The organism is Actinomadura nitritigenes, assembly GCF_017573545.1.
GTDB lineage: Bacteria > Actinomycetota > Actinomycetes > Streptosporangiales > Streptosporangiaceae > Spirillospora > Spirillospora nitritigenes.
This window is the reverse complement of sequence record NZ_JAGEOK010000044.1, coordinates 39,581-57,383: the sequence shown is the minus strand read 5'-3', so window position 1 is coordinate 57,383 and position 17,803 is coordinate 39,581. Positions and strand designations below refer to the sequence as shown.

General features: G+C 70.1%; 18 protein-coding genes and 2 pseudogenes. 8 read left to right on the top strand and 12 right to left on the bottom strand.

The features are described 5' to 3' along the window. The first annotated feature begins 96 nt into the window (after positions 1–96). Genes J4557_RS43130 through J4557_RS43115 form a run of 4 tightly spaced genes read left to right on the top strand, consistent with a single transcriptional unit; the run spans position 97 to position 4,161 of the window. Positions 97–1,050 carry a DODA-type extradiol aromatic ring-opening family dioxygenase gene (locus J4557_RS43130; protein ID WP_208272625.1) on the top strand — a complete coding sequence of 318 codons (954 nt, stop codon included), beginning with the start codon at positions 97–99 and terminating at the stop codon, positions 1,048–1,050. Continuing rightward, a complete protein-coding gene (locus tag J4557_RS43125) occupies positions 1,047–1,898 on the top strand; it encodes an alpha/beta fold hydrolase (protein ID WP_208272624.1) in 852 nt (283 codons plus the stop codon). The genes J4557_RS43130 and J4557_RS43125 overlap by 4 nt, the downstream gene beginning before the upstream one ends. Beyond that, on the top strand, positions 1,895–2,899 hold the full coding sequence (locus J4557_RS43120) for an LLM class flavin-dependent oxidoreductase (protein WP_208272622.1): 1,005 nt from the start codon (positions 1,895–1,897) through the stop codon (positions 2,897–2,899). Before J4557_RS43125 ends, J4557_RS43120 begins: the two co-directional genes overlap by 4 nt. Next, positions 2,896–4,161: an MmgE/PrpD family protein gene (locus J4557_RS43115; protein ID WP_208272621.1), complete on the top strand. Its 1,266-nt coding sequence runs from the start codon at positions 2,896–2,898 to the stop codon at positions 4,159–4,161. Before J4557_RS43120 ends, J4557_RS43115 begins: the two co-directional genes overlap by 4 nt. Positions 4,162–4,620: 459 nt before the next feature. Here J4557_RS43115 and J4557_RS43110 read toward each other — a convergent pair whose 3' ends face one another. The 4 genes from J4557_RS43110 to J4557_RS43095 all read right to left on the bottom strand — a co-directional run bounded on the left by J4557_RS43110 (position 4,621) and on the right by J4557_RS43095 (position 9,319). Further along, complete coding sequence (locus J4557_RS43110) at positions 4,621–5,937, bottom strand: outer membrane protein assembly factor BamB family protein (RefSeq protein WP_208272620.1); 1,317 nt, start codon at positions 5,935–5,937, stop codon at positions 4,621–4,623. Between the two features lie 341 nt (positions 5,938–6,278). Beyond that, entirely contained in the window at positions 6,279–7,442 is a 1,164-nt protein-coding gene (locus tag J4557_RS43105; RefSeq protein ID WP_208272619.1) for an epoxide hydrolase family protein, read from the bottom strand. A 473-nt stretch (positions 7,443–7,915) separates the two neighbouring features. After that, entirely contained in the window at positions 7,916–8,551 is a 636-nt protein-coding gene (locus J4557_RS43100) for an NADPH-dependent F420 reductase (protein WP_208272618.1), read from the bottom strand. Between the two features lie 33 nt (positions 8,552–8,584). Continuing rightward, positions 8,585–9,319 carry an SDR family NAD(P)-dependent oxidoreductase gene (locus J4557_RS43095; RefSeq protein WP_208272617.1) on the bottom strand — a complete coding sequence of 245 codons (735 nt, stop codon included), beginning with the start codon at positions 9,317–9,319 and terminating at the stop codon, positions 8,585–8,587. 143 nt (positions 9,320–9,462) lie between these two features. On the opposite strand from J4557_RS43095, the gene J4557_RS43090 reads away from it, so the two are divergent. Continuing rightward, positions 9,463–10,074 (top strand): TetR/AcrR family transcriptional regulator, encoded by a 612-nt coding sequence (locus J4557_RS43090; RefSeq protein WP_208272616.1) that lies wholly within the window; start codon positions 9,463–9,465, stop codon positions 10,072–10,074. A gap of 260 nt (positions 10,075–10,334) precedes the next feature. After that, entirely contained in the window at positions 10,335–10,727 is a 393-nt protein-coding gene (locus J4557_RS43085; RefSeq protein ID WP_208272615.1) for a hypothetical protein, read from the top strand. Positions 10,728–10,757: 30 nt separating this feature from the next. On the opposite strand, the gene J4557_RS43080 is transcribed toward J4557_RS43085, so the two are convergent. The 5 genes and pseudogenes from J4557_RS43080 to J4557_RS52365 all read right to left on the bottom strand — a co-directional run bounded on the left by J4557_RS43080 (position 10,758) and on the right by J4557_RS52365 (position 12,606). Further along, positions 10,758–11,060 (bottom strand): hypothetical protein, encoded by a 303-nt coding sequence (locus tag J4557_RS43080; RefSeq protein WP_208272614.1) that lies wholly within the window; start codon positions 11,058–11,060, stop codon positions 10,758–10,760. 54 nt (positions 11,061–11,114) lie between these two features. Beyond that, positions 11,115–12,059, bottom strand: a complete 945-nt coding sequence (locus tag J4557_RS50375) for a class I SAM-dependent methyltransferase (RefSeq protein ID WP_504740043.1) — start codon at positions 12,057–12,059, stop codon at positions 11,115–11,117. After that, positions 12,056–12,190 carry a Tn3 family transposase gene (locus tag J4557_RS52375; protein ID WP_372442585.1) on the bottom strand — a complete coding sequence of 45 codons (135 nt, stop codon included), beginning with the start codon at positions 12,188–12,190 and terminating at the stop codon, positions 12,056–12,058. Before J4557_RS52375 ends, J4557_RS50375 begins: the two co-directional genes overlap by 4 nt. Positions 12,191–12,203: 13 nt before the next feature. After that, positions 12,204–12,314, bottom strand: a pseudogene (locus J4557_RS52370) (Tn3 family transposase); the annotation flags it as partial. Positions 12,315–12,426: 112 nt separating this feature from the next. Beyond that, the gene (locus J4557_RS52365; protein WP_208272669.1) at positions 12,427–12,606 is read right to left on the bottom strand and encodes a hypothetical protein; all 180 of its coding nucleotides are present in this window, start codon (positions 12,604–12,606) and stop codon (positions 12,427–12,429) included. On the opposite strand from J4557_RS52365, the pseudogene J4557_RS52535 reads away from it, so the two are divergent. Then, positions 12,520–12,723 (top strand): annotated as a pseudogene (locus J4557_RS52535) (transposase); the annotation flags it as partial. The gene J4557_RS52365 and the pseudogene J4557_RS52535 overlap by 87 nt on opposite strands. Before the next feature lie 17 nt (positions 12,724–12,740). On the opposite strand, the gene J4557_RS43065 reads toward J4557_RS52535, so the two are convergent. The 3 genes from J4557_RS43065 to J4557_RS43055 form a co-directional block, all read right to left on the bottom strand. Continuing rightward, the gene (locus J4557_RS43065; protein ID WP_208272612.1) at positions 12,741–14,288 is read right to left on the bottom strand and encodes an MFS transporter; all 1,548 of its coding nucleotides are present in this window, start codon (positions 14,286–14,288) and stop codon (positions 12,741–12,743) included. A 278-nt stretch (positions 14,289–14,566) separates the two neighbouring features. Then, a complete protein-coding gene (locus tag J4557_RS43060; RefSeq protein ID WP_307800536.1) occupies positions 14,567–15,862 on the bottom strand; it encodes an RNA polymerase sigma-70 factor in 1,296 nt (431 codons plus the stop codon). A gap of 391 nt (positions 15,863–16,253) precedes the next feature. Continuing rightward, positions 16,254–17,009, bottom strand: a complete 756-nt coding sequence (locus J4557_RS43055) for a TetR/AcrR family transcriptional regulator (RefSeq protein WP_208272611.1) — start codon at positions 17,007–17,009, stop codon at positions 16,254–16,256. 62 nt (positions 17,010–17,071) lie between these two features. On the opposite strand from J4557_RS43055, the gene J4557_RS43050 reads away from it, so the two are divergent. After that, a complete protein-coding gene (locus J4557_RS43050; protein WP_208272610.1) occupies positions 17,072–17,740 on the top strand; it encodes a class I SAM-dependent methyltransferase in 669 nt (222 codons plus the stop codon). Positions 17,741–17,803: the final 63 nt, after the last annotated feature.

Genomic DNA, 17,803 nt, shown 5'->3' with positions numbered 1-17,803 from the left:
CCCGTCCACCGCCGCCCGTGGGCGGACGGCGACGACCGCCCCACCGGATGGGGCGGAATGTCGCCCCGTCCGCGCTGCCCTCCAGGAGTTGATCGCGTGAGCGACATCGTGCTCGGTGTGGGTGCCTCCCACAGCACCCTCATGAACACCGACTGGGACAAGGTCGACCGGCTCGACGGCGCCCACCGCTTCCGGAACGGACTGGAACGTGCCAGAGACCGGCTGGCCGCCGCCGCCCCCGACGCCGTCGTCATCATCGGGTCGAACCACTTCCGCGGCTTCTTCCTCGACATGATGCCCGCGATCACCATCGGCGTCGGTGAGGTGCTCGGCGCCGGGGAGGCCGGCACGCCCGGCGGGCCGCTGCCCGCCGACACCGGCCTCGCCCGCCACCTCCTCACCTCGCTGGTCGGCTACGGGTTCGACCCGGCCTTCTCGCTCCGGCTCACCGTCGACCACGGAATCACCCACAGCCTGCAGCACCTGCTGCCCGCGCTCGACGTCCCGATCGTGCCCGTCGTGATCAACATGTTCGCGCCGCCGCTGCCGTCCCTGCGGCGCTGCCACGACCTCGGCGCCGCCATCGCCCGCGCCGTTGCCGTCGACGGCGCCGGCAAACGCGTCGCCGTCATCGCCTCCGGCGGGCTGTCGCACCGGCTGCCGTGGCCGAAGTGGTTCGACACCCTGTCCGACGACGACCGCTTCCTCGTCGAGGCGTGGCTGAACGGGCGCGGGTCGTGGGGCGACTACGAGGTCCGGCGGCGGCAGATCATCCGCGCCGCCGAACCCGACATCAACCCCTCGTTCGACCGCGACTTCCTGAAGCTGGTCGAACAAGGCGACCTCGGGCCGGTCCTGGAGCGCAGCAGCGCCGACATCGACGCCGCGGCCGGCAACGGCGCGCAGGAGATCCGCTCCTGGATCGCCATGCTCGCCGCGCTCGGCCCCGGAGCCCGCGGCGAGACCCTCGCCTACGCCGCCATCCCGCAATGGCTCACCGGAATGGGCGTCGCCGTGGTCGAGCCCCCAACGACGAAGGAGACCGCATGAGCATCTGGACCGACCTGGCCGGCATCGAGTACGCCGTCCGCTACATCGACGCCGGAGGCATCCGCACCCGCGCACTCCAGGCCGGGACGGGCGAGGCCGTCATCTTCCTGCACGGCACCAGCGGCCACCTGGAGGCGTTCGTCCGCAACATCCCCGCGCACTCCGAGCGGTATGCCTGCCATGCCGTCGACATGCTCGGCCACGGCTACACCGACGGCGCGGACGAGCCCTACCGCATCCCCCGCTACGTCGACCATGTGCTCGCCTACCTGGACGCCTGCGGGATCGAGCGCGCCCACTTCGTGGGGGAGTCCCTCGGCGGTTGGGTCGCGGGGCGGCTCGCCGCCGACCATCCCGACCGCGTCGGACGGCTGACCCTCGTCGCACCGGGCGGGACGGTCGCCAACCCGCAGGTCATGGAGCGGATCAAGACCAGCACCCGCAAGGCCGTCACCGACGACGACATCGACCTCACCCGCCGGCGCCTCCATCTGCTCATGCACGACCCGGCGGAGAACGTCTCAGAGGAGCTCGTCGAGATCCGGCACGCCATCTACCACCGGCCCGAGTTCGTCAAGCGCGTCGACAACCTGCTCTGCCTGCAGGAGATGGAGAACCGCGAGCCCGACCTGCTCACCGCCGAGCAGATGGGGCGCATCACCGCGCCCACGCTGATCGTGTGGGGCGCGCAGAACCCGTTCGGGGACGTGCCGGAGGCGCACCGGATGAAGGAGAGCATCCCGGACTCGCGGCTGGAGATCTTCGGCGAGTGCGGGCACTGGCCGCAGCACGAGCACGCCGACCGCTTCAACCGGCTCGACCTCGACTTCCTCGGGGAGGCCCGGTGAAGGTCGGCATCCGCATACCCGCCTGCGACCGCCCGGACCGGCTCGCGTCCGTCGCGGCGCGGGCAGAGGAACTGGGCTTCGACCAGGTCTGGTTCCCCGACTCCCAGCTGTTGTGGCGGGACGTCTTCTCCGTCCTGTCGGTGACCGCCCTGCGCACCGAGCGCATCGGCCTCGGAACGGCCGTCACGAACGTGGCGACCCGGCACCCGTCGGTGGTCGCGTCCGCGGCGCGGACCGTCGCGGAACTGGCGCCCGGCCGGTTCACCCTCGGACTCGGAGTCGGGAACAGCTCCGTCGTCCCCATCGGGCGGCGGGCCAGTACCCGCGCGGAACTGACCGAGGCGCTGGCACAGATCCGGGCGCTGCTCGCCGGAGACGAGTGGGACTACGGCACGGTGCGCTCCAGGCTGCGCGATCCGGCGCCGTCCATTCCGGTCCACCTTGCCGCGAGCGGTCCGCGCAATCTGCGCCTCGCGGGGGCGGTCGCAGACGGTGTGGTCCTTCTCAGCGGCGTCTCACCCGAAACCCTCGCCTCCGCGACCGAGCAGGTCCGGCAGGGCGCGCGGGAGGCCGGACGCCAGAGCGACGTGCCGCTGACGGTCTCGGCGTTCTGCGAGGTGACCGATGACGTCGCCGCCGCCGCCCGCAAGCTCAAACCGATCTGCGCTTCGATCGCGCAGAACGGGGGAGCGCCCTTCCTCGCCCTTGCGGGCATCGACCTGTCCGTACCGGAGCGGGTGGACGAGGTCTATCCCGACCTCGTCCACGCCGAGGACTGGGACCAGGCCGTCAAGGTCGCGGGCCGATGGGTGTCCGACGCGGACGCGCTCGCCTTCGCCGAGGCGTTCTGCCTGATCGGCACGGCCGACCGGATCGCGGCCCGGCTCCAGGAGACGTTCGACGCGGGCGCCTCCTCCGTCTTCCTCCAGCACGTCGGCTCCTACGACCCGCCGCTCGACCTCATCGAGGCCATCGGCGGCGACGTCCTCCCCCGGCTGTGAGCACGGTCCACGGCCTGGCCCGCCGAGCGCTGCACGCGCCCCGGGCGGCCACGGGGGAGGCCCGGCGGCGCGCGGCCCTGCACGTCCTGGACACCGCGGGGTGCGTGGTCTCCGGCGCGACCCACCCCATCGCGGTGACCGCCGCCGGATACTTCGGCGACGGCCTGCGCGAGAGGATCCTGCGCTGGTCGGTCCAGGCGCACCTGGACGAGTTCGACGCGCTGCACGCGGGCGCGGCCGTCGTGCCCGCGGCGGTCGTCGTACCGGCCGCGCTCCTGGTGGCCGGGCAGGAGCGGCGTCCGGGACGCGCGGTGCTCGACGCCGTGATCGCCGGCTACGAGGCGGTGGTGGAGGCCGGTCTCCGGTTCGGAGGAGCGGAACTCTACGCCTCCGGCTGGTGGCCGACCGCCCTGTTCGGCTCCCTCGGTGCCGCGGCCGCGACAGCGGTACTGCTCGAACTGGACGAAGAGCAGACGGCGTCGGCCCTGGCCCTGGCATCGGCCGGCCTCGGCGGGCTGCTGTCGGCCGACTCCTTCGGAGAGGCCCACTACCTGCTTCCGGGCCGAGCCGCGGCGGACGGCGTCGAGGCGGCCTACCTGGCCCGCGCCGGGGCCACCGGAAGCGGGACGCTCCTCGACCGTCCGGCGGCCCTGGCGCTGGGCCGGCATCCCGGCGCGTCGAGTCCCGGTCGTGGTGTCCACCTGGAACATTGCGGTATCAAGGCGTACCCGTGCGCCCGGCCGCTGCATGCGGCGATCGATGCCCTCCTCGCGATGGACACGGGCGCCGCCACGCACGTCGAGGTGGCCCTGCCGCCCGCTCTGCTGTCCTTCGTGCACGCGGACAGGGAAGTGCCCGGACCGGCCGAGGCGTCCGCCGGAGCGGCCTTCGCCGTGGCCGCCGCCCTCTCCGGCCACCCGGAGAGCGTCGCGGTCTACCGCCGCGCCCGCCTCCACGACGAGGTCCCCCCGGTGACCCTGGCCCCGGACGCGAGCCTCGACGCCCTGCTTCCCGACCACTGGGCGGCCACGGTGACGGTCAGGACCCCCTCCGGCGAGACCTCGCGGCGAATCGTGGACGCCTTGGGCTCTCCGGCGCGTCCCCTCACCACGGAGGCCGTGCTCGGCAAGTTCGAGAGCCTGACGGCGGGGCGCCTCAGCGACTGGAGCACCAGGTGCCTCACCCTGGACGGCGCGGGTGACGTTGTGGAGTTGACAAAGGGCATCGCGGGAGCGATGGACTCCGAGGACGGCCGCCGCTGACCCGAAAGATCCCCGGCACGCAACTTCCTGGACGACCGAGGCGGCGAGGCGGTGACCACCGTTTACGGTGAGCTCACCGCAGCCCCTCAACGCTGCCGCGCTGCGCTGACCACCGCTCCCTGTCAGGGGCGCCCTAGCTTCGCGTTGAGTAAGGACGCTTAGCGGAACTTCGCGGCCGCCGTCTAAGGCCCCGCCCCGCGCCTGCCGAGAACTAGTCCGAAGACCTTGGCTGGATGCGATCTCGGGTCATTACAGGTGATCGGTCCGAGGCCGGCGGCGATTTGGGCGAGGGAGCGACCTTTTTGGCCGCGCCCGCCGAGAAGGACCTCTCATTGTTCACGGCCTCCCGGGCCCCGCCGTGCACGAAGGAGCCCGGCCGCTTTGGCGACCGGGCTCGTTCACCTCCCGCGCCCTGGGGTTTGGTCTCGACGGCGCGCCTTCCAATGCCGATCGCCGTGATCAGTGGCCGTCGGTGAGAAGTACGGAGGGGCGGGTGGCACCGTCCGCTCCGGGGTAATCCGCGACCACGAGGGTCCCGTACGCCCCTCCCGCCAGTACCGGGGAACCGGCGCCCTCGAACATCGGAAGTTCCTGCTGCCCCGCGTCCCCACCCGTCGCGCTGAAGGTGAGCACCTTAACCGGACGCGGCTCCTTCTCGATGACGCGTACCCGGCCGGCGACCACCATGCCGGCCTGCAAGAGGACCGAGTCGCCGAGTTCGCGCCGCCATAGCAGTCGCCCGTCGATGGCGCGGTACAACGCGACCTGCCCGCCTTCCTGATCGGTGACCACCACCAGGCCGGCGGCCGCGGTCACGGCGTCCGTCCCGCCCTGGGACGACCATTGGCGGACACGCCACAACGGCCGCCCCGACCGTGAGTCGATCAGCCGGTAGCCGTGACTCCTCACGTCGCCGTCCTGCTTGTCCTGCAGGAGCTCGTGCTCACCGGCCGGTAGCAGCGAACCGCCGGGGAAATGCTCGAAGCCCTGGAGCGGCTGACCGGACGGGGCGAGCAGAGTGCTGTAGGTGTAGTCCGCCGCTTGGCCGCCGTACTCCAAGCAGTCGACGTCCAGCGACAGCAACCCGGTCTGGACCTCGATGCCGTCCTGCACCGCGTCCTGGTAGAAGCAGTTTCGAGGCGCCTGCCGCGTCCACGCCCGCCGGCCCGACGAAGCGTCGTAGGCATCGACTTCGCGGTCCTGAACGGCGGCCACGAGCAGGCGCCCGTCCAGGCCGGTGAGCCCGCCGGCCTCGACGTGCACCTTCTCGGAGCTCATGAGGTGCGCGGCCGCGGACCGGTTCGGCAGCTCGACATGCGTGCGGTGGCCGGACGGCACGTCGACGACGGTGAGACGGCGGTCGCTCCACACGACGGCGACGCGCCTGCCGTCCACCTTCCACACCGAGGCGACGCTCGCCCGCCCCGGCCTGCTCAGGTTCCACCACGTGCGGCCGCCGGCCAGGTCGACGGCCCGCACCCCCCGACCGTGCTTCTCCACCACCGCGCCCGCCGCGAGCACCGGATCCAGGACGTCCCCGAAGCGCCGCGCCCCCTCGGACGGGACTCCGCCCACCGCCTTCGGCGGCGCACCGTGCAGACCCGTCATGCGCTCCCAGGGGCTGAACCACCACAGGCCCGCGCCCGCCACGAGCACCACCGCAAGGACGCCCCCCAACACGGCGATCGCCCTCGCCGGCCATCTACGCCGTGGCGTCCGGACGGGCGCGGACGCCGGTCCGGTCACCGCGGACGGGGACTGCTCGTCCTCATCCATGGGAAGGCTCCTTCTGGTCGGTTCCGTCGAGAACGGTACGGGAGACCGCACCCACCGGCGTGGTCGTCGGACGACCGCACTCGTCCGGTCATCGGCCGGGTCGATCGGCGTTTCCGGAGTCACACGGCGATATGCCACGCCGCGCGTGGAACGAAGGCCCCGAGCACGGAGATGGCCCCGACTTCACCGACTCGGGGCCCGGCCGCGCAGTTGGCCAGGGCGGCGGACTCGCCGGGCTGGCAGGAGCCGCCGGGGCGGCGGACGATCACGTTGAGGCGGTTGTCGCGTTGATCACGGCGATCAGGGGGACCAGCGACGTCTCCTTTCAAGGAGCCAGGGCGTCAGGAACGAAGAGTGCGCAGGCCGGTGCGGATCTCGTTGACCAGGATCTCGGGCTGTTCCAAGGCCGCGAAGTGCCCGCCCTTGTCGGCCTCGCCGTAGTGGATCAGATTGCTGTAGGTGTCTTCGATCCAGCTTCGTGGCAGGCGTGGAATGTCCCTCGGGAAGACGGTCACCGCGACCGGAATCGTCAGCTTCGGGCCGGCGAAAGTACCCGATTTGTTCTCCCAGTAGATGCGGCCGGACGACGCTGCGCTGTTGGTGAACCAGTAGAGGGATATCGCGTCGAGCATGTCATCCATGCTGAGGGTGTCCTCGGCGAGCCCGCGGTTGTCGGTCTTGGACTGGAACTTCTCGTAGATCCAGGCTGCCTGACCGGCGGGGGAGTCCGCCAGGGCGAATCCGACGGTCTCCGGCTTCGTGCGCTGAAGGTGGTTCGATCCACCGAGCTCGCCGGTGTAGAGGGCGAGGGTCTCCACGGCGTGGCGCTGTTCGGGCGACAGGGTGTCGGGTATCTGCGCGGGAAAGGCGAACTGGGTGTTCAGATGAATTCCGAGAAGCCCCTCAGGTTGCATGGCCCCGAGGGCGGTGGTGACGACGGCACCCCAATCGCCGCCCTGCGCGGCCCATCTCCTGTAGCCGAGACGCCGCATCAGCTCCACCCAGGCGCTTGCGATGCGCGATACGGTCCACCCGGTCTCCGTTGGCTTCTGGGAGAACCCGAACCCGGGAAGCGATGGGACGACGACGTCGAATGAATCGGCGGCGTCTCCTCCGAACGAAACCGGATCGGTCAGCGGGCCGATCAGCTTCAGGAACTCGACGATCGAGCCCGGCCATCCGTGCGTGAGTATCAGCGGCATCGCGTCGGGATTCTTGGACCTGACGTGGATGAAGTGGATGTCCAGCCCGTCAATCTCGGTCAGGAATTGGGGGAGGCGATTGAGCTCGGACTCGAAGCGCCGCCAGTCGTAGCTGCGCTCCCAGTAGTGGACCAGAGATCTGGCGTTCTCTACGCGGACTCCTTGCGACCAGTCGCCCACCGTTTCCGGATCCGGCCATCGAGTTCTGGCCAGTCGCTGCTTCAGGTCGTCGATCTCCGAATCGGGGATCGAGACAGTGAACGGGCGGATGAGGGGCGAGGTCGGCGGCGTCGGTGTGGTCATTTCCTTCTTCTCCTGAGCTCGAAGTGCAGCGCAATTCTCCACTGCACACCGGTGTGCAGTGGGATTAATTTTACACCGGCGTGCAACAATGGTATAACGCCCACCGAATTCTCCCGTATGCGCTCGATGAACGTGACGCGCGATCGCATCCTCGGCGTCGAACGTTCCGCCACCGCCCGGGCCGGTTTCCTGCGCTCGCAGGCCGAGGCCTTGCTGGCATATGACTACCTGGAGACCACGACCCTCACCGGCGCCCGCATGCAACCTGCTGCCGGTCATCGAACATCACACCCGCCGCGTCCGAGTCTCGGGCGCCACCGCTCATCCGACCGCAGCGTGGGTGACGCGGGCGGCGTGGAACCTGTCGTGGACTTGGAGGGCGCCGGCTGCGGGGCGCGGTTCATGGTCCGCGTGCAGGACGCTACCCCCCCGATTCGCCACGGGCTCACTTGGCGAGTCCTTTCGGTGACCCGTCAACCGTTCGCTCGGACGGGGAGTTCGGTGATGCTGAGGGCGAAGTCGAAGTTCCCCACCCCGTGGTTGGCGAGGCCCACCGTGACCACGCCTGCTCCTTCCAGCCAGTGCGCCATTTTCAGGCCGCCGACGTCCAGCGGGCGCAGCCCGAGGCTCTCGATGAATGCCTCCACACGTGCCTTGGCCTGCGCATCATCGCCGGCGATGAAGACGTCGGGCCGGCCCTTCTCCAGGACATGACGGAAGATGGTGTTGAACGCCTTCACCACGCTGGCGCCGGCCGGGGCCGCCTTGGCGACTTCCTGTGCGATCGAGGTCTCCTCGCGGTGGACTAGCCCGTCGAACGTGGGATTGAAGGGATTGCTGATGTCGACGATGACCTTGCCCGCGAGAGCGTCTCCGTATTGGGCGACGACGGGAACGACACCGTCGTGCAACAGGGCCATGATGACGATGTCCCCGGCCGGGGCGGTGCCCCATTCTCCCGTCGTGGTGCCGCCGCCGAGAGCCTTGGCCAGGTCGGCGGCCTTGGACTGATCGCGGCCCATGACCTCGACGGTGTTGCCGCCCGCTACCGCCCGCGCGCCGATGGTGCGGGCCATGTTCCCGGTGCCGATGATGCTGATGTCGCTCATGAGATGTCCTGCCCTTGTCGTGTGTTGTCCGGTTCAGGTGGCGGTGGTGCCGCCGTCGGCGACGAGTTCCATGCCGTTGACGTAGCTGGAGTCGTCGGAGGCGAGGAAGAGGGCGGCTGTGGCGATCTCGTCGGGGCGGCCCATCTGGCCGCGGGGGATGAGGGACTCGAACTGGCGCTTGGTGGCCTCGTCGAAGAGTTCTTCCTGTTTGGCGGTGGCGACCTGGCCGGGGGTCAGGACGTTGACGCGGATGCGGCGGTCCTTGAGCTCGTTGAGCCAGACGCGGGCCCAGGCCTGCTGGACGGCCTTGCTGCCGGCGTAGACGCTCCAGCCGGGGAAGGCGCCGAGGGAGGCGTTGGAGCCGGTCATGAGGATGGAGCCGCCGTCGTTGAAGAGTGGGAGGGCCTTCTGGACGGTGAACAGGGTGCCGCGGGCGTTGAGCCCGAACCAGGTGTCGAACTGGGCCTCGGTGATCTCGCCGAGCGGGGCGGGCTCGCCCCCGCCGGCGCTGGCCCACAGCACGTCGAGGCTTCCCTTCTCTCGCTTGACGGTGTCGTACAGGCGGTCCAGGTCGTCCAGGTCGGAGGCGTCGCCCTGGACGCCGGTGACGTTGCGGCCGATCTGCTTCACGGCCTCGTTCAGGACGTCCTGGCGGCGGCCGGTGATGAAGACGTGCGCTCCCTCGTCGACGAACAGCTTCGCGCCGGCCAGTGCCATGCCGGTGGTGCCGCCGGTGATGACCGCTACCTTGCCGTCGAGCTTTCCCATGGTCGCTCCCTTGGGCCGGTGGTGCCGTGCGCACCTGGAGTGACGGTGTTATGTACACCGATCTGTGTGCTTACCGTAGCGGGTGGGCGACCGGGGCACAACTATGTACACCGGGCGTTACCCGGCCGGGATACCATGGAGCCATGACGGAGTTGGAGAAGGGCCCCACGGGCCGCCGCCGCGGCCGGGGCGCCCGGGAGCGCATCCTCAGCGCGTCCCAGCAGCTGTTCCGCAAGCAGGGCATCAACCGCACCGGCATGGACCAGCTCTGCGCGGCGGCCCAGGTGTCCAAGCGCACGGCCTACCAGCACTTCACCGGCAAGGACGAACTCGTCGCCGAGTACCTGCGCCGGTTCGACCCCTCCGTTCTGTCCGGCGTGTTCGACCGCACCGACCTCACGCCTCGCGAACGGCTCCTCGCCGCCTTCGACATCCCCCCAGGCACCCCCCTGTGCCCCTACATCGCCGCCGCCGTCGAACTCCACGACCCCCAGCACCCCGCATCCCAGTACGCACGCGACTACAAGAAGGCCGTCGCCGCGCGCCTCGCCGACACCGCCCGCGAAGCCGGCGCCGCCGACCCTGAGCAGCTCGGCGAGCAGCTCGCGCTGCTCATCGACGGCGCCGCGGCCCGCACCCGGGTCCTCGACGCCGACGCCTTCCCGGTCGCCGCCGCCATCGCCGCCGTCCTCATCGACAACGCCATCCCCGCCACAACCGGCGATGACCGGCGACGGGACGAAGTATCAAGTTGACTCGGCATTCCGCGGCCGGGCTGGACGCGCTGCCGGTCGCGCGGCTGCACCCGCTGGTACGCGCACACCAGCCGCCCGGCACCTGGCTCGGACCTGCCGGCTTCTACGAAACTGGCTGCTCCGCCTGCTGAAGGCCGCGGCGGAAGCCGCCGGTGAGACCGGCGACCCATGATGGCTTCAGGGGCTGGAGACCGTCATCCCGGCCCAGGGCGCTGACGCTGTGCGTGCCGAAAAGTACGTCCGTGCATGTGAGGGAGATAGTGCCTGGCAGGCAGTGGTGCTGGGCTTGGACGGTTCCGGGGTCGGCCACCGACCGTCATGGTGCCTTCCACGTCTGGCAGATCCTCAACGACGCCGACATCGATCCGGCACCCGAGCGCGCCTCCACCACCTGGGCCGACTTCCTGAGTTCTCAGGCAGAGGCGCTGCTGACGTGCGGCTTCCTGGAGACCGTGACCCTCACCGGCGCCCGCCTGTACGTGTTCGCGGTCATCGAGCACCACACCCGCCGGCGCGTCCCGCCGGTCGCCGCCGCGGCGGGTTCGTCCACCAGGGTTCCGCATTCCCCGGCACCGACTCCATGCATGGAAGCTTGCGCCGCGCGGGATCGGCCGCGCATCGTCCTGCACGGGGAACCCGCAACTCACACCTGAGGGGATATGGGGGCGGCACCGGCGGCGGACTCAGCAGAGACCTTCCTCGATGACCATGTAACCGGAGTCGGCGAACGCCAGCAGGTACGCCCGCGTCTGCGGGTCGGTCATCCGTTCGGCCTCCTGGCGCACCTCGGCCATCATCTTGCCCGGATCGACCGGCACCGGCCCATCGGCGTCCGGAGCGAAGAACACCTGGGCGCCGGTCACCCGCTGCGCGACATCGCCGGCGCGCCGGTTCACCAGAGTCGCATGCCGCTCGACCGCTCCGCCCGCTCCGCCAAACGCATGGTCCGACGCTCGCTGCTTGGCATCTTTCTTCTTCCCCGCCACGCCCACCAGCCTCCGCCGCGCCAAGCAACAGATCAAGAGACCACCGGCCGGTCACTACCGCTCAGCGCGCTGTCCGATACGGAGGAAGCTCAGATAACGGCGGGATGCTCGGTCGCCCATCCGCGTGCGGATGTGCTCGGCGATGGCGTCGAGCAGGGGCTCGCGGATGTCGCGGTCGAGCTTTCGGTACACCGACGTCGAGCGAAGGAGATCGGCAAAGCCGTTCCCGTTGAACCATTGAACGGTCGGGTACCAGCGGACGATCGTTGGGCCGAACAAGCCGCCGGGGCCGTCGGCCAGTCCCCAGCCCCCGTCGGTGGTGCGCACGTCGTCCTCGAGCGGCGGATGCCCCCAGTCGGGGCTCCCAGGGGAGAACCGCTCGTGGAGATCGGCGGTTTCGGCGTACACCTCCGCCTCTCCCGGCCGGCGGACAACGACGTTGCCGAGCAGTGCCATCCAACCTCCGGGACGGAGCACGTCGTGCGCTCGCTGCCAGCCGATCGATGGATCCACCCAGTGCCATGCTGACGCGGCTACAAGGACATCGAAGCGCCTACCGCGGTCGTCCCAATCCTCGAACGTCGACGTCTCGACTTCGACGTTGCCGAAGGTGGCGAGCCGTTGGCGTGCGAGTGCGGCCATCTCCGCGCCCGGCTCGATCGCGGTCACCGAGCATCGGAGCGCCGCCAGCGAACGCGTTGCCTGAGCGGTACCGCAGCCCACCTCAAGCACCGACGACCATTCGCTCATGCCCGTGACGGTGACGAGGTCTGAGAACATCTCGTCGGGGTATCTCGGCCGGACCCGGTCGTAAAGCTCCGGCACCTCGTTGAACACGCGACCGAGGTCACGTCGATTCGAACCCGCCATCGCACCATTCTGCCGCGGCTGCTGCCGACGCCGTCGCGATGGCGAGCCGCGCGTGCCGCTTCGGCGGGCGGCAAGGTCACACGTTACCCAGACAGCGCTACGACCCCTGTCGCTAAGCGCTGCACTCAGCCTCCCCGAAGGCCCTCCCGCTCGCGCAGTGCGGGTTCGGACAGGTAGCGCAGCAGAGCGAAGGTGCGGATAGCGCGGCGGAACTCGCGGAAGGCGCGATAGAGGCGGTTCTTGCGGGAGTGGTTGCCCAGGGCGAAGCAGTGTCACCGGCGACAGCTTGTTCTCGCGGATGGAGATCGCGGTGCGCAGCAGTTCGCTCCAGTGCGTCTCGATCAGCTTCCAGTCCGCCGCCGCCTCGCCGAACAACGAGTCGATACGAGGCGCACCGGCCGCTGCTGGCCTCGGTGCTGGACCACCTCGCTGGCGCCGAGGCCGCCGAGCCCCGTGCTGACGGTCACCCGCCGCTTGGTGCCCCGGCCGGGAAGTATCACACGTGGCCGACCACGATGAGGACGAGCCGCCGGGCGGGCTGGATGTGCAGCTCGCGGCCGAGCTGGTCGAGAAGGCCAGGGCCGAACGGGTGTCGCTGGTCGGGCCGGACGGGTTGCTGGCCGGGATCAGCAAGACGGTGCTGGAGGCCGATTTGGAGGCCGAGATGGCCGAGCATCTGGGCTATGAGCGGGGCGAACGGCCGGCCGTCCCGTCCGGCAACCACCGCAACGGCAGCTCGGCCAAGACGGTGTCGACGCAGGTCGACACCGTCCGAAGTCCCAGCCCCGATGACGACAGCCGCTCATGCGGTTATGGAGCGGCGACGCTTTCGGCAGCCTCTGCCTTGTCCGGCGCGGCTGGGGAGGTGGCGTTCTTCGGGCCGCGGAGGGCGATGGAGACGAGCAGCAGGCCCATGATGGCGACGCCTGCCCACATGGACTGCTGCCATCCGTCGATGTAGGACTGCCTTGCGGCGTGGAGCAGGTCCGGCGCCTGCTGGCCTGCGGTGCCCGAGGCCTCGACGGCGTTGGCGATGCCTTCGCGTGCGGTGTGCGCGGTCTCCTGGGGGATGCCGTGCAGCCTGTCGTCGATGGCGTTGCGGTAGCCGGCCGTCAGGATCGCGCCGAGCATGGCGACGCCGAGTGCGGTGCCGAATTCTCGGGTGACGTCGTTGAGGGCGGAGGCGACGCCTTGTTTCTCGCGGGGCAGGGAGAGGGTGATGGCCTCGGTGGAAGGGACCATGGCCAGGCCCATGCCGAAGCCCATGACGATGATGCCGGGCAGGATCGACGGGTAGCCGCCGTCGACGGAGACGAACAGGGCCAGGAGCGCCAGACCGGTGCCGGTCAAAGCGATTCCCGAACTCATGGTCAGGCGGGAGCCGACCCGCGCGGCCAGCCTGGGGGCCAGGCCGGAGGCCGTCATCATCGCGACGGCCATGGGCATCAGCGCCGCCGCGGACAGCAGTGCCGACAGGTCGACCACGGCTTGGAGGAACGGGAAGAGGACCACGAAGATGCCCGACTGGACGCCGAAGACCACCAGCAGCGTGATCGAGCCGCCGGCCAGCCCGCGCTCACCGAACAGGCGCACGTCCAGCAGCGAGGCCTCCCGGCGGCGCAGTTCCCATGACACGAAACCGGCCATGGCGATGAGGCCGGCGGCGAGGCTGATCAGCGTCGCCGGTGCGGTCCAGCCGCGATGCGGTCCCTCCTGCAGGACGAAGATGAGGGCGGCCACGGCGACGATGGACAGCAGTGCGCCGACGGCGTCGAAGGCGTGAGCGGAGCGCTCGTGGGAGTTGGGAACCGAGTTCACCGTCATGGCCAGGGCCACGACGACCAGGGCCACGGGCAGGACGAACAGCCAGCGCCAGTCGGCGACGTCCACCAGGAGCGCGGACAGGAACATGCCCAGGATGCCGCCGCCTCCGGCGACGCCGGTCCACACGCCGATCGCCTTTCCGCGCTGCTCCTCGGGAAAGGTGGAGGTGATGACGGCCAGGGTGATGGGCATGATCGTTGCCGCGCCGATACCGCCGGCCACGCGCGCGGCCAGCATCACCTCAGCGGTCGGGGCCAGGCCGGCCACGATGCTCGCGATGCCGAAGACGGCCAGCCCGGCGATCAGCGTGGGCTTGCGGCCCAGGCGGTCACCGATGGCGCCGAGCGGCAGCAGCAGTGCGGCCAGGGTGAGGGTGTAGATGTTGATGATCCACAGGACCGTGTCCTGTGAGGTGTCGAAGTCGACGGCCATGTGCGTCTGGGCGACGTTCAGCCCGGAGACCGACGCGATGACGGCCATCAGCGCCATCGAGACGGTGGTCAGGACCACGCGCAACTGACGCGCGTCCGGCACGTCCCCGCCGCCGTCGGCGAGCGCGGCCTGTGAAGGTTTCGTGCTCATGGATTCCTCTCAAAAATGGGCATGCAGCATCAGCGCCGAAGCGGGACTGGCCGGTCTGTCGCCAACTGAGGGGGAAAGCGGAACCTGGCCGCCGTGTCGGGCAGATCCCTCTGGGTGCCATCGCCTGCGATGGGTCGATGACCAGGGCCTGCCGGGTCACCTGATCGGCGCAGCATTCAGCCGAGAGATGGTGTCTCAGTGAGGCGCCCGCTCCTGCTCCGCGACCGTGCTCATCGCAGGGTGAGTGAGGTCTCGGTCTCTACACGGGTCAGCTTGTCGGGGTTGCGGACGTGGTAGAGACCGGTGATGCGGGCGTCCTCGACGCGCACCGCCAGGACGCCGTCGAACTCGCCGTTCACGCGCAGAATCAGTGCCGGGTTGCCGTTGACCACGGTCGGCCCAACGGTGAGAGCGGCATCGGTCTTGGACAGGCCGCCGATGATGAAACGGGCCACCTTCTCGGCGCCGATGATCGGACGAGGCGCGGCCTGCTTGACGCCACCGCCGTCGCTGATGACCACGACCTGGGGGGCGAGCACGTCGAACAGCGCCTGCAGGTCCCGAGTGACCAACGCCCGCCGGAACGCCTCCAGGACCGCCCGGGCCTGGCTCGGGGACACCGTTTCGCGGGGGCGGCGAGCGTCGACGTGCCTGCGGGCGCGGTGTGCGATCTGGCGGACGGCCGCGGAGTTCTTCCCGACGGCGGCCGCGATCTCGTCATAGCCGAGCCCGAAGGCCTCGCGCAGCACGAACACGGCGCGTTCGGTCGGTGACAGCGTCTCCAGGACGAGCATCAGCGCCATGGACACGCTCTCGGCGAGCTCGATGTTCTCGGCCACGTCCGGTGTGGTGAGCAGCGGTTCGGGCAGCCAGGGACCGACGTAGGCCTCCTTGCGGCGTTTCATGCTGCGCAATCGGTTGAGCGATTGGCGGGTCGTGATCTGGACCAGGTAGGCGCGCTGATCGCGCACCTGCCCCACGTCGACCTTGACCCATCGCAGCCAGGTCTCCTGCAGGACGTCCTCCGCGTCGGCCGCCGATCCGAGCATCTCGTAGGCGACGGTGAACAGCATGTTCCGGTGGGCGAGGAACGCCTCGGTCTCCGGGTCGGTGGTGTGCTCGCCCACATCTCGAGCCTTCTCGTTCTCCGGCGGCCCTGGCTGCCGGCGGCCCTCACGCGGTGCGTCCACGACACGGTCCTCTTTCGGAGACAGCCATTGGGCCCGGCCCAACGGGTAAGTGCAGTCGACATCAAGACACCGGCTGGTACACGCCTGTGACATCGAGCCGCCTGCAATTCGATCGTCACAGGACCGGCGGCGCAGGTGGGCGCGGACCGCTCGGGACGAGTACGCCTTGTCGGCCCGGTTCCGGTCCGGCCGGGGCCGGGGGCGGCCCGGTCCGGTTCGGGCGACGCGGATGCCGGCCATCACGGCCTGGAAGTGCGGGGCGTCCCCGCGCTGCCCGGTGGTCACCACCGGCGACAACGGCATCTGCCCCTGCTCGCAGGCCAGGTACACCTTCATCGACGACCCGCCGCGGGAGCGTCCTAGCGAGTTGTCGGCCGGCGCGGTGACCGTTCCGCCTGGTGGCTCGCGCTGAAGTCACCGTGCCGCCGGGCTCCGGCGGCATGCCGATGGGCGCGCATGATCGTGGCCCCGCCTCGTCGCGCCCGAACTCCGTCAGCCGCAGTGCGGTCGATCGGGGTGAGCGTGCCGTCCAGGACGAGGTGAAGCAGGCCGCCTGCCGATCTCAGGGGCCCGTCCTGCGCCGCATCCTCTGACATGGATGCACCTCCGGCCAGGCCGAAGACAGGCGTTGGTGCTGGACGACTTGCGGCGGGGTTGTTCTGCCGTGCAGGCGCAGTTCAGCGTCCGGGTCATGCGGCGTCTGGGACCCGGCCCGAGCGGGTGGGGCTCAGTCCGGCATGTGGGCCACTGCTCCGGGCGCCTTGGCGGCGGCAGGGCAGGGTGAGGAATTGCGGTGTTCTGGAGCGTGGTCGTCGTGGCCACGGTCGTCCCGGCGGCCCGGGCTTGCCGCAGGGGCGGTGCAGAGCTGGGCGGTCAAAGTGGCGTAGGCCCACTCTTCCCACCCGTCCGGCGACCAGCCGCGGTCCTGGACAAAGAGCAGGTACAGCTGGGGGCTGAGCAGCCCGAACAGCAGGTCGGCGGCCATCGCGACGGAGACGTGTGGCCGGGCATCGGGCTTGCCGGCCAGCGCCTGGGCCGCGGCGTAGTGCACGGTGTAGCGCGGATCGGGGCCGTCGGGCCACTGCGCGGCGATCTGCGGATCGGTGGCCGCGGCGGCCGCGATCAGCGGCATGATCGGGGCGACCCGGCCCAGGATCTCGCGGGTGCCGTGGACGTGCGCGCGCAATTGCCCGGCTGCGGTGGGCTCGGCGCACGCGGCGCGAAACCACTCACGGTCCATGGTGGCGACCGGTTCGGTGTCTCCGGCGATGGATGTGTCGACGACCTCCTTGAACAGCGTGCGCTTGTTGCGGAAGACGAAGTAGACCGTCTGGACGGCCACGCCCGCCCGGTCCGCGACCTCCTGCAGGCTCGTCGCGCCGTAACCCTGCGCGACGAACAGCTCGCGAGCCGCCTCGATGAGCTTTTCGCGGGTGCGGCGCGAGCGCTCGGCTCGCTTGTCCGGCCGCTTGACTTCTCCCATATGGCGAGTATAGCTCTAGAGTGCATCACTAGAGTTCAACTCTAAATTTGCTGGAGGAGACGATGGACCAGCCCAACGCCACCCGGAAGCCGGAACCGGACCTGGCCTCAACGCAGCGAGACCCCGAGGAGGAGTCCGTCCACCACGCCCTGGAGGGCTTCTATCGCACCGGCAAGCCGCCATGGGACACCGGCGTGACGCCGCCTGAGCTGATCGCCCTGGTAGAGGGGCACGGCGCACTGCCACCCGGCCGCGCCCTGGAACTCGGCTGCGGCACGGGGACCAACGCCACCTACCTCGCCCGGCACGGCTGGGAGGTGACGGCCGTCGACCTCATCGACCGAGCCGTCGACCAGGCCAGAAAGAAGGCCGCGGCGGCAGGAGCGGCGGTACGGCTGCTGCACGGAGACGCCACCCGCCTCGACGAGCTGGACGTGCCGGGCCCCTTCGACCTGTTCTTCGACCTGAGCTGCTACTGCGGGATCCCGCTGCACCGCCGCGACGCCTACGCCGCCGGGCTCACCCACCGCGCCGCACCCGGAGCCCGGTTGCTGATGTTCGGATACGGCCCCGAGCCGCTCGGCAATCCGACCTCCAAGATCAAGTCGTGGGCGGCGGGCGTCACAGCCGACGAGCTCCGCGCCAGGTTCCCCGGCTGGGAACTCCTCGACGTCACACCGGGCACCAACTCGGTGCCGACCTTCTGGTTCACGCTGCGCCGCGACGCCTAGGAAGCATCAGCCGGCCGGTGTTCTCCCGAGGCCACGCGCCCGCCGTAGTTGCGGGCGGACACC